General features: G+C 58.3%; 9 protein-coding genes and 1 pseudogene. All 10 read left to right on the forward strand.

The window, feature by feature from the left end:
• The first annotated feature begins 26 nt into the window (after positions 1–26).
• A pseudogene (gene trmD, locus CWI75_RS16380) lies at positions 27–736 on the forward strand (tRNA (guanosine(37)-N1)-methyltransferase TrmD).
• 45 nt (positions 737–781) lie between these two features.
• Positions 782–1,141 (forward strand): 50S ribosomal protein L19, encoded by a 360-nt coding sequence (gene rplS, locus CWI75_RS16385; protein WP_101522611.1) that lies wholly within the window; start codon positions 782–784, stop codon positions 1,139–1,141.
• A 97-nt stretch (positions 1,142–1,238) separates the two neighbouring features.
• Positions 1,239–2,141 (forward strand): site-specific tyrosine recombinase XerD, encoded by a 903-nt coding sequence (gene xerD / locus CWI75_RS16390; protein ID WP_101522612.1) that lies wholly within the window; start codon positions 1,239–1,241, stop codon positions 2,139–2,141.
• A gap of 85 nt (positions 2,142–2,226) precedes the next feature.
• A complete protein-coding gene (locus CWI75_RS16395; RefSeq protein ID WP_101522613.1) occupies positions 2,227–2,976 on the forward strand; it encodes a DsbC family protein in 750 nt (249 codons plus the stop codon).
• Positions 2,977–3,080: 104 nt separating this feature from the next.
• The gene (gene alaC / locus CWI75_RS16400; protein ID WP_101522614.1) at positions 3,081–4,268 is read left to right on the forward strand and encodes an alanine transaminase; all 1,188 of its coding nucleotides are present in this window, start codon (positions 3,081–3,083) and stop codon (positions 4,266–4,268) included.
• A gap of 49 nt (positions 4,269–4,317) precedes the next feature.
• Positions 4,318–5,625 (forward strand): homoserine dehydrogenase, encoded by a 1,308-nt coding sequence (locus CWI75_RS16405; RefSeq protein ID WP_241521274.1) that lies wholly within the window; start codon positions 4,318–4,320, stop codon positions 5,623–5,625.
• A gap of 13 nt (positions 5,626–5,638) precedes the next feature.
• Positions 5,639–7,036, forward strand: coding sequence for a threonine synthase (gene thrC, locus CWI75_RS16410; protein WP_101522616.1), 1,398 nt, complete (start codon positions 5,639–5,641; stop codon positions 7,034–7,036).
• A 2-nt stretch (positions 7,037–7,038) separates the two neighbouring features.
• Positions 7,039–8,790, forward strand: a complete 1,752-nt coding sequence (gene recJ / locus CWI75_RS16415) for a single-stranded-DNA-specific exonuclease RecJ (RefSeq protein ID WP_101522617.1) — start codon at positions 7,039–7,041, stop codon at positions 8,788–8,790.
• A 47-nt stretch (positions 8,791–8,837) separates the two neighbouring features.
• Positions 8,838–9,936 (forward strand): peptide chain release factor 2 gene (gene prfB / locus CWI75_RS16420; RefSeq protein ID WP_101522618.1). Its coding sequence is split into 2 segments (ribosomal slippage): positions 8,838–8,912 and positions 8,914–9,936, totalling 1,098 coding nucleotides; the frame shifts between segments, so codons are not numbered across the junction.
• A gap of 10 nt (positions 9,937–9,946) precedes the next feature.
• Positions 9,947–11,443, forward strand: a complete 1,497-nt coding sequence (gene lysS, locus CWI75_RS16425; RefSeq protein WP_101522619.1) for a lysine--tRNA ligase — start codon at positions 9,947–9,949, stop codon at positions 11,441–11,443.
• The last annotated feature ends 61 nt before the right edge of the window (positions 11,444–11,504 follow it).

Consider the following 11,504-nt stretch of genomic DNA (forward strand, 5'->3'; position numbering starts at 1 on the left):
TAGCAGTGGTAAGCCTGTTTCCTGAAATGTTCAGCGCAGTGAGCGATTACGGTATAACCGGTCGCGCAATGCAGCAGGGGGTGGTTGGCCTTGGCCACTGTAACCCCCGGGATTTTACGGAAGACCGCCATCGCACGGTGGATGACCGCCCCTTTGGTGGTGGTCCGGGGATGGTGATGAAGATCGAGCCCCTGCAGCGCGCGATAGCGGCGGCTCGGGAGCAGGTGGCGGCGGATGCACACGTTGTGTACCTGTCTCCCAGGGGCAGCGATTTGACCATCGCAGAGCGGTGGCACTGGCGCAACTACCGGCCCTGATACTGGTCGCCGGCCGTTACGAGGGCGTGGATGAGCGCCTTATAGAGAGCGAAGTTGATGAACAGCTCTCCATAGGCGACTACGTATTGAGCGGCGGTGAGCTGGCCGCCATGGTGGTCATCGATGCGGTGATTCGTCAGTTGCCTGGTGTGCTCGGGCATGAATTGTCGGCGCAGGAAGATTCCTTCGCTAACGGATTGCTGGATTGTCCGCACTACACTCGTCCTGAAGAGTATCAGGGGCGGGGAGTGCCGGAAGTCCTGCTCAGCGGTGATCACGAGAAGATCCGCCGTTGGCGCCTGAAACAGGCACTGGGCAAAACGCTGGAGCGGCGCCCGGACCTGCTGCGGGACAGGGCGATGACGCCCGAGGAAAAAGAATTGCTGGCGCTGTACTGCCAGGAACAGAGTTTAAGTTGATTCGCTAGCTGTGAAGCTATGCATGGGAAATGACAGGAGCGCACCATGAGCACCAACAAGATTATCTCTCAGCTTGATGCTGAACAGATGCAAAAGGAACTGCCTGAGTTCAGCCCCGGTGATACCGTGGTCGTTCAGGTTAAAGTAAAAGAAGGCACCCGCGAGCGCCTGCAGGCCTTTGAAGGTGTGTGCATCGCCAAGCGTAATCGTGGCTTGAACTCTGCGTTCACGGTGCGCAAGATCTCCCACGGTGTGGGCGTTGAGCGTACGTTCCAGGCTTACAGTCCGGTTATTGACAGCGTCAACGTCAAGCGTCGCGGTGATGTGCGTCAAGCCAAGCTCTACTATCTGCGCGAACTGTCCGGCAAGGCTGCGCGTATCAAGGAAAAGCTGACAGCTCGCTAGCACCCAGCGGAAGGCTTCTGGAAGCGGCCCCTGTGGCCGCTTTTTTTTGTGTGCAATTCTGCTCTGGGCGGGGGCCATTACATGGTAGTGTTACACAATGTCCGGCATCCGCTCTGATCATCCTGATATTGAACATTACATCGATGCGATGTGGATGGAGCGCGGCTTGAGTGATAACACGCTGAGTGCCTATCGTCGCGACCTGCGTCAGTATCACGAGTGGCTGGCAACTGCGGATACCAGCATTCTTGGTGCCGGCCGTGGCGAGTTACAGGCGTATCTGGGGGTGCGTCTCCAGCAGGGCCAATCACCACGTTCAACGGCTCGGTTCATGTCCTGCGTCCGCAGTTTTTACCGTTTTTTGCTGAGGGAGGGGCGGCTGCAGGTGGACCCGACCCTTGACGTGGACAGCCCCAGGCTTGGCCGGCCATTGCCAAAATCCCTCTCCGAGCAGGATGTGGAGCGACTTCTGGAGGCGCCGGACGTGACCCTGGCACTGGAGTTTCGTGATCGCGCCATGCTGGAGTTGCTTTATGCCTGCGGCTTGCGAGTGTCCGAACTCACCAGTTTGCAGCTGGTACAGGTCAGCTTCAACCAGGGTGTGTTGCGGGTATTCGGCAAGGGCAGCAAAGAGCGTCTGGTGCCCATGGGGGAGGAGGCGTTGAGTTGGCTGAAAGGCTATATGGCGGGGCCGCGGGCGGAACTGCTCAAGGATTTGCCCAGCGATGTGCTCTTTCCCAGCCGCCGCGGAACACAGATGACTCGCCAGACCTTCTGGTATCGTATTAAAATCTACGCCCGTCGTGCAGAGATTGGCAAGCCGCTGTCTCCGCACACCTTGCGGCATGCATTTGCGACCCATTTGCTGAACCATGGGGCTGATCTGCGTGTAGTGCAGATGCTTCTGGGACACAGTGATCTCACCACCACGCAGATCTATACCCATGTAGCAAAACAACGGATGCAGGAACTACATGCCCGACATCATCCGCGTGGCTGAGGAACTTAAGCCAGCCGGTGAGCTCCAATCAGTCCCGGCAGCATCACAATCGGCGACCCCGGTCGCGCAAACCAGAGGACACCCTATGACAACCCGAATTTTCGCTGCCATGTTGGCCCTGTGTGCAGGATTGGCCGTAAACGGCGGTTACGCCGGCGAACCTGCCGAAAAAGAGATCGCCGACAAACTGCGCAAGAGTCTTGAGGTTCCCAGTGTAAACCTGAGTATTGCGAGCGTTGAAACCAGCGAGATAGAGGGGATGTATGCGGTCCAGTTCAAGGAGGGACCACTGGTATATGCTCCCGCCAGCGGCGACTACTTCATAGTGGGTGACATGTTTACGGTGGGGCCTTCGGGTTACGTTAATCTCGCCGAAAAACGTCGCGATGGCATGCGCGCCGACGAGATCGCCAAGGTAGAGCGTGACAGCATGATCGTGTTCCCGGCAGAAGGGGTCACGCGCTCCCACATTACGGTATTCACTGACATCACCTGTTTTTATTGCCAGAAACTTCATCGCGAGGTGCCAGAGCTTAACAAGCGCGGTGTAGAGGTGCGTTACCTGGCTTATCCGCGTGCGGGGCTGGCCTCGGACGGTTTCCGCAAGCTGGCCACGGCATGGTGTGCAGCAGAGCCCGGCAGTACCCTTACCCGGATGAAAGAAGGGGCGTCGCTCGCCGATAATGTCTGTAAGAGCAATCCTGTCGCGAGCCAGTACGAGCTTGGCCAGGCACTGGGTGTGCGCGGTACCCCTGCAATTATCACGGCGTCGGGCCAGATGATTCCCGGTTATCAGTCCGCAGAAGAATTAATGTCTACCCTGGGCCTGGATTAACCACTCTCCGGCGTCCGTCCGTTGACAGTAACGGGCGGACTCAGTACTGTTTGCCCCTTTTTAGCAAGCGACCCAAAAGGGGCGCGCAATCGAGTTTCGACGCCGTGGAAGACCAGTTTCAGCGCATTCAGCGCCTCCCCCCCTATGTGTTTAATATTATTGGTGACCTGAAACAAAAGGCCCGTGCCGCGGGAGAGGACATCATTGATTTTGGCATGGGCAATCCCGACCAGCGAACCCCCGACCACATTGTCGACAAGATGGTGGAAACCGCTCGTCGCGGTGATACCCATCGCTATTCCCAGTCAAAGGGCATTCCTCGGTTGCGCAAGGCAATCTGTGACTGGTATCAGCGTCGCTATAACGTCACCCTGGACCCCGAATCCGAGGCTATTGTAACCCTGGGTTCCAAGGAGGGTCTTGCGCATCTGGCCCTGGCCACCACCGGACCCGGCGATACCATATTGGTACCCAATCCCGCCTATCCCATTCACCCCTATGGTTTTGTGATTTCCGGTGCGGATATCCGCCACGTACCGATGGGTGATGAGGCCGGGTTCTTCGAGGAACTGGAAAACGCTATTCGCACCAGCTGGCCACGGCCCAAGATGCTGGTCCTGAGTTTCCCCTCCAATCCTACCGGGCAGGTGGTAGAACTGGATTTCTTTGAGCGTGTCATCGCCGTAGCCCGGGAACACAAGATCTGGGTGGTACAGGATTTCGCCTATGCGGACCTGTGTTTTGACGGCTATGTGGCGCCGTCAATCCTCCAGGTTGAGGGCGCCCGCGAAGTCGCGGTGGAATTTTTCAGCATGTCAAAAAGCTATAACATGCCGGGGTGGCGCGTAGGCTTCTGCTGCGGAAACAGCCAGTTGGTAGGCGCACTGGGACGGATGAAGTCCTACCTTGATTACGGCATGTTTACCCCGATCCAGGTGGCAGCGATAGCGGCTCTGGAAGGCGACCAGACCTGCGTAAGTGAAATTACGGCCATGTACAAGTTGCGCCGCGATGTACTCTGTAATGGCCTTAATGCGCTCGGTTGGCCGGTAACACCGCCGCGGGCGACGATGTTTGTCTGGGCCCGGCTTCCGGAATGCTACCGCGAGCTGGGCTCTCTTGAGTTCAGCAAGAAACTGCTGCAGGAAGCCCAGGTGGCGGTATCGCCCGGAGTCGGTTTTGGTGAATACGGAGAGGGCTACGTGCGCTTTGGCCTGATCGAAAACGAGCATCGTACTCGCCAGGCCCTGCGCAATATCAGGCGCATGTTCAGAAGTGATGGCCACGCCTGATTCGCGTGATCACACTATTATCCAGCTACCGGAGGCAATCAGTATTAACTTGCAAGCAGTCAGAATAGGGATTTGTGGCCTGGGTACCGTCGGCAGCGGCACCTTCAATGTGTTGCGGGAAAATGCCGGCGAAATTGCGGCGCGGGCCCAGGCGCCGGTGTTGGTTGTGCATGTGGGTGCAAGGCGCGATAACCCCGCCTGTGACCTCACCGGTGTACGGGTGAGTCGCGATATTTTCGCCGTTGCGACGGACCCCGAAGTCGACGTACTGGTTGAGCTTATTGGTGGCACCACGGTCGCTCGCGAGCTGATTGAGACAGCCATACGCGCCGGCAAACATGTGGTTACGGCCAACAAGGCCCTGATTGCCGAATTCGGTAATGAACTGTTTGCGCTGGCAGCCGAATATAATGTGGCAGTGCGCTACGAGGCCGCGGTGGCAGGTGGTATCCCGATCATAAAGGCGCTGCGTGAAGGCTTGGCGGGTAATCGCATCGAGTGGCTGGCGGGTATCATCAACGGTACCGGCAATTTCATTCTTAGTGAAATGCGCGATCATGGGCGGGAATTTGCCGATGTGCTGGCGGAAGCCCAGGCACTGGGTTATGCGGAGGCGGACCCGACCTTTGACGTGGAGGGCATTGATGCCGCGCATAAGCTGGTTATCCTGGCTTCCCTGGCCTTTGGTATCCCCCTGCAGTTTTCCTCAGTCTATACTGAGGGCATTACCGGGGTGACGCCCCAGGATTTACGTTATGCCGAGGAGCTGGGATACCGGATCAAGCACCTGGGAATCGCCAAGCAGGGCGATCGGGGTGTGGAACTGCGAGTGCACCCGACGCTGATTCCCGCGGACCGGTTACTGGCTAATGTCAACGGCGTTAAAAATGCGGTGTTGGTCGAAGGCAGTGCCGTCGGTTCGACCCTGTATTATGGCGCCGGTGCCGGTGGCAAACCCACAGCATCTGCGGTGGTAGCTGATCTTGTCGATCTGGCCCGTGATCTCAGTGCCGGCCAGATCAGCCGGGTGCCATCCTTGTCATTCTGTCACGAGTCACTGCAGGATCTGCCGATTGTACCGATGGCTGAAGTGGAAACATCCTGGTACCTGCGTATGGAAGCTGATGACCGCCCCGGGGTTCTGTCCCGCATCGCGACCATTTTCAGTGATCAGGGAATCAGCATTGAAGCGCTGATCCAGAAAGCGCCCCAGGCGGGACAGACACGGGTACCGTTGATTGTGCTCACCAACCGGGCACCCCAGGGCAAGGTTGATATTGCGGTACAACAGATTGAAGAATTGGACAGTGTTGCGGGCAGGGTTACTCGCATCCGGGTAGAAGTTCTGGACGGCTAACAGGCAGGCTATCATGAAATATATCAGTACGCGGGGCCAGGCCCCGGCTCTGGATTTTGAACAGGTGTTACTCACTGGTCTGGCGTCAGACGGCGGCCTTTACGTACCTGAAACCCTGCCTCGATTCAGCCACGAAGACATTATCGAAATGGCGTCGATGGATTATCCGCAATTGGCCCAGCGGATTATCGAGCCCTTTGTAGGCGATGCAATTCCCGCTGCTGATTTGCAGCAGATCATCGCCGATACCTATGCCGTATTCCGCCACAATGCGGTTGCACCCCTGACCCAGATCGGTCATAACCAGTGGGTGCTGGAGCTGTTCCATGGTCCCACCCTGGCGTTCAAGGATTTCGCCCTGCAATTGCTGGGTCGGCTGCTGGACTACGTATTGGAGCGTCGGCACCAGAAAGTGGTGATCATGGGGGCGACCTCCGGTGATACGGGTTCTGCGGCTATTGAAGGCTGCAAGCGCTGTAAGAATATCGACATCTTCATTCTGCACCCTCACGAGCGTGTGTCGGACGTGCAGCGTCGGCAAATGACCACGGTAACCGGTGATAATATCCACAACCTGGCGGTGCAGGGTAATTTTGACGATTGCCAGGCAATGGTCAAGGCCAGTTTTGGTGACCGCAGTTTCCTGCCCTCTGATCGCAGCCTGGTTGCGGTCAATTCCATTAACTGGGCCAGGATCATGGCCCAGATCGTGTATTATTTTTATGCCGCTGTCGCTTTGGGCGCACCCATGCGACCGGTGGCGTTCTCCGTGCCAACCGGCAATTTCGGGGATATCTTTGCCGGTTACCTGGCGCGTGAAATGGGCTTGCCGGTGGCGCAGCTCATTATTGCCACCAATCGCAATGACGTGCTGCACCGAGTCATGACAACGTCCACCTATGGTCGTCAGGCGCTTCAATACAGCTTGTCTCCGAGTATGGATATCACTGTGTCCAGTAACTTTGAGCGCCTCCTGTTTGATCTCTACGACCGCGATGGTGATGCCATAGCGGCATTAATGCGCGAGTTCGAGCACGGCGATGTCCATCTCTCGGATAAGGCGATGGGCCGGGCGAGGAATCTGTTCAGCAGCTATCGAGTGCCCGACGAAGAGACCTGCGCGCAGATTGCGGCCACCTGGAACGAGTGCGAATATCTGCTTGATCCCCACAGCGCCATCGGGGTCAAGGCGGCGCTGGCCTCGGGCCTGAGTGCCGACATTCCGGTGGTTACCCTTGCCACCGCGCATGCGGCGAAGTTCCCGCAGGCGATTACCCGGTCCGGTATCAATACCGAACCGGCGTTGCCCCTGCACCTGGCGGACCTGTTTGACCGTCCCGAGCGCTTTGAGGTGCTGCCATTGGAGTTGTCCGCGGTACAGGCCTTCATGGCCAACAATCTCAGCGCCTGAGGGTGCCCGGCGCTACTCGCAGTATCCGTCGCCGCCGTCCTGAATCCGCTCCCGCCCTGGTGGCAGCGGGGATCCACCCATTGTTGGCCAGGGTCTATGGCAGTCGCGGGGTGCTGTTGCCGGAAGAACTGCAGTTATCCTTTCGGGAACTGTTGGCGCCGCAGACCCTGAAGGGGGCCTCGCAGGCGGCAGTCCTGGTGGCAGATGCCCTGGCTGCCGGGCAGCGCATCCTGATAATCGGTGACTTCGATGCGGATGGCGCCACCAGTACCGCACTGGGTATCACCGCGCTGCGTGCCTTTGGCGCCACGGACGTTCATTACCTGGTGCCCAACCGTTTTCAATACGGTTATGGTCTTACTCCGGAAATTGTCGCCCTTGCCAGCGGGCTTCAGCCCGACCTGATCATCACGGTCGACAATGGTATTTCCAGTATTGACGGTGTGGCAGCGGCTCGCGCGCTGGGGATTAACACCCTGGTGACAGATCACCATCTGGCCGGCGCGCAATTGCCGGCAGCCGATGTGATTGTGAATCCCAACCAGCCCGGTTGTGGTTTCGAGAGCAAGGCTATTGCGGGAGTGGGTGTCATTTTTTACGTGATGCTGGCACTGCGGGCCGAATTGCGTGAACGCGGCTGGTTTGCAGCGCGCGGCCTGCAGGAACCGGCGCTGGTGGAGTGCCTTGATCTGGTGGCTTTGGGTACCGTGGCGGATGTGGTGCCACTGGACCGCAATAACCGCATTCTGGTGGCGGCGGGGCTGCAGCGCATCCGCAGCGGGCGCGCCCGCCCGGGCATCAATGCGCTGTTGGCCATAGCCGGACGCGATGCCGCTACGGTAGTCGCGTCGGACCTGGGGTTCGCTGTCGGTCCGCGCCTGAACGCCGCCGGCCGGCTGGAGGATATGTCGATAGGGATCGAGTGTTTGCTGGCAACCGAGGCCACCGCGACCGGCTATGCAGACAGGTTGCAACAGCTTAACCTGGATCGACGCGTAATTGAGCAGGATATGCAGCAGGAAGCGCTAACGTTGCTGGCAACCCTGCCATTGCATGAGGATATCAACACCACGCCGGCGGGTATTACGCTGTACGAATCGGGCTGGCACCAGGGTGTGATCGGTATCCTTGCCTCACGGATCAAGGACCGCCTGCATCGCCCGACTATTGTTTTTGCCGATGCCGAACCTGGTGGCAATGAACTGAAAGGCTCTGCGCGCTCCATCAGGGGTATTCATATTCGCGATGTTCTCGACGCGGTGGCCACTCGCAGCCCTGGCCTGATCAGTCGCTTTGGCGGCCATGCCATGGCCGCCGGCCTGAGCCTGCCGCGGGCGCACTACGAGGCCTTTGCTGAGGCTTTTGTAGCCGAGGTGGCACATCACGGCCGGGATCTCGACCTGGAGGTGGTAATAGAGTCCGATGGCGAGCTGTGTGCGCCGGACTTCGGCCTTGAGCTGGCGACCACGCTGCGCTTTGCAGGGCCTTGGGGACAACACTTTCCGGAGCCGGTGTTTGACGGTCGTTTTCGTATTGTGCAGCAGCGTCTGGTGGGGGCAAGGCATCTCAAGCTCGTGCTGATGCCGCCAGACAGTGATGAGCTGATCGACGCCATCGCTTTTAACGTGGATACCGGGGCCTGGCCGAATCCGGCGCAGGAATGGCTCGAGGCCGCCTATCGCCTTGACGTAAACGAATACCGCGGTCGCCGAAGCCTGCAGCTGGTGATCGAACAGCTGCAGCCTGTGGCCTGAACTCCCGGCCTACGGTACACTGCGCGCCTTTTAACCGGGAACAGTACATGCTTGAAATCAATCCACTGATCCAGGCCCTCAAGGATATCCAGGCGCGCACAGCCGTGCTTAGGGGGTATCTTTGACTTTGATAATCGCAAAGAGCGCCTTGCCGAGGTAGAGCTGGACCTGGCCGAACCGAGTGTATGGGATGATCCGGAACGCGCCCAGGAACTGGGCCGCGAACGGGTGTCACTCTCGACTATCGTCAATACTATCGAAGAACTGGACAGCGCCACGGTCGATGCCGCGGATCTGCTGGAACTGGCTGCGGCGGAAGATGATGAGGCAACAGTCGCCGACATCGAGGCCGATGTAGAGGCGATGAGAAAACAGCTGGAGCAGCTTGAGTTTCGCCGTATGTTCAATGGCGAGATGGATGCCAATAACGCGTTCCTGGATATCCAGTCGGGTTCAGGCGGCACCGAGGCCCAGGACTGGGCTGAGATGTTGCTGCGCATGTATCTGCGCTGGGGTGATGCCCGGGGCTTCAAGACCAGCCTGATAGAAGTGTCCGCAGGTGATGTGGCCGGTATCAAGAGCGCGACCATCCAGTTTGAGGGCGAATATGCCTATGGCTGGCTGCGCACCGAAACCGGTGTTCACCGGCTGGTGCGCAAGTCTCCCTACGATTCCGGCAACCGCCGCCATACGTCTTTTGCGTCGGTCTTCGTATCGCCCGAGATTGACGACAATATTGATATCGATATTAACCCCGCGGACCTGCGGGTAGATACCTACCGCGCCAGTGGCGCCGGTGGCCAGCATGTCAACAAAACCGACTCGGCGGTGCGCCTCACCCACAACCCGACCGGGATCGCGGTGCAGTGCCAGACCGAACGCTCCCAGCACCAGAACCGTGATCGCGCCATGAAGCTGTTGCGCGCCAAGTTGTACGAAATGGAAATCCAGAAGCGCAGTGTTGAAAAGCAGGCCATGGAAGACAGCAAGGCCGATATTGGCTGGGGCAGCCAGATCCGTTCCTATGTACTGGACCAGTCGCGAATCAAGGATTTGCGTACGGGTGTCGAGACCAGTAATACGCAGGCCGTGCTGGATGGTGCCATAGACCAGTTTATTGAAGCCTCTTTAAAGAAGGGGCTGTAAGGGTAATCCGATGAGTGACAATGACGTAAACTCCGCGGCACATGCGGATGAGAACAAGCTGATAGCCGAGCGCCGGGGCAAGTTGTCCCAGCTGCGCGAGCAACGCAATCCGTTCCCCAACGATTTTCGTCGCACTGGAATGGCCGGCGACCTGCAGCGTGAGTTTGGCGCCAGTGCCAAGGAAGACCTTGAAGCCGAGAATCGCTATTACGCCGTCGCCGGACGCCTGATCCGCAACCGCGGCGCATTCCTGTTGATTCAGGACGGTTCCGGCCAGATCCAGTTCTATATCAATCGCAAGGTGCTCGACGAGGCAACCCTGGCTGAAATCAAGAGCTGGGACCTGGGCGACATTGTAGCGGCTCGCGGTCCGCTGCATAAATCCGGCAAGGGCGACCTGTATATCAATATGGAGGAGGCCCGGTTGCTGACCAAGGCCCTGCGTCCCCTGCCGGACAAATATCATGGCCTGGCGGATCAGGAGCTGCGCTACCGGCAGCGTTATGTAGACCTGATCGTGAATCCGGATGCCCGCGCCGTATTCCAGTTGCGCTCACAGGTTATCCGCTTCGTGCGGCACTATATGGAGGACCGCGGCTTTATGGAAGTTGAAACGCCCATGATGCACGTTATCCCCGGCGGTGCGGCGGCGAAGCCCTTCGTGACCCATCACAATGCGCTGGATATGGACATGTACTTGCGCATCGCGCCGGAGTTGTATCTCAAGCGCCTGGTGGTCGGTGGCTTTGAGCAGGTGTTCGAGATCAATCGCAGTTTTCGCAACGAGGGTCTCTCGACCCGGCACAATCCTGAGTTCACCATGCTTGAGTTCTATTGGGCCTACGCCGATTACCAGGATGCGATGGACCTTACCGAGGATATGCTGCGCCAGCTGACGGTCACTGTGCTGGGCGATACCACAGTGCATTACCAGGGCGCCGCTTACGATTTTTCCCTGCCATTCAAACGGATGACCGTATTTGATTCCATCTTGCACTATAACCCGGAGATCAGTGCTGCCCAGCTGATGGATGAAAAAGCAATACGCGAGCTGGCGACCAGGCTGGGTATTGCGCTCAAGGACAGCTGGGGGCTGGGTAAGTTGCAGATAGAGATTTTTGAAAAAACGGTAGAACACCAGCTGGATCAACCGACCTTCATTACCGCCTATCCCACCGAAGTGTCGCCCCTGGCCCGGCGCAGGGATGATGACCCGTTTGTGACCGAGCGTTTTGAGTTTTTTGTCGGTGGCCGGGAGTTGGCCAATGGCTTTTCGGAGCTGAACGATGCCGAGGATCAGGCAGAACGATTCCGGGAACAGGTTGCCGACAAGGATGCCGGAGACGAAGAGGCGATGCACTTCGACTATGACTATGTAAGGGCGCTGGAATATGGCATGCCGCCCACTGCGGGCGAGGGTATCGGAATTGATCGCCTGGTGATGTTGCTGACCGATTCGCCCTCTATTCGGGATGTTCTGCTGTTTCCGCATATGCGGCCCGAGTGACCGGTCGTCATGTTGAGAGGCGTCGCTGGCGGGATGACGCGGTGGTACACTTTATGCCATG

The organism is Kineobactrum sediminis, assembly GCF_002868715.1.
GTDB classification, from domain to species: Bacteria; Pseudomonadota; Gammaproteobacteria; order Pseudomonadales; family Halieaceae; genus Kineobactrum; species Kineobactrum sediminis.

What these genes read in the sequence shown, in the direction of transcription:
- rplS (WP_101522611.1), top strand. Translation starts at nt 782, where the DNA reads ATGAGCACCAACAAGATTATCTCTCAGCTTGATGCTGAACAGATGCAA.
- xerD (WP_101522612.1), top strand. Translation starts at nt 1,239, where the DNA reads ATGTCCGGCATCCGCTCTGATCATCCTGATATTGAACATTACATCGAT.
- CWI75_RS16395 (WP_101522613.1), top strand. Translation starts at nt 2,227, where the DNA reads ATGACAACCCGAATTTTCGCTGCCATGTTGGCCCTGTGTGCAGGATTG.
- thrC (WP_101522616.1), top strand. Translation starts at nt 5,639, where the DNA reads ATGAAATATATCAGTACGCGGGGCCAGGCCCCGGCTCTGGATTTTGAA.
- lysS (WP_101522619.1), top strand. Translation starts at nt 9,947, where the DNA reads ATGAGTGACAATGACGTAAACTCCGCGGCACATGCGGATGAGAACAAG.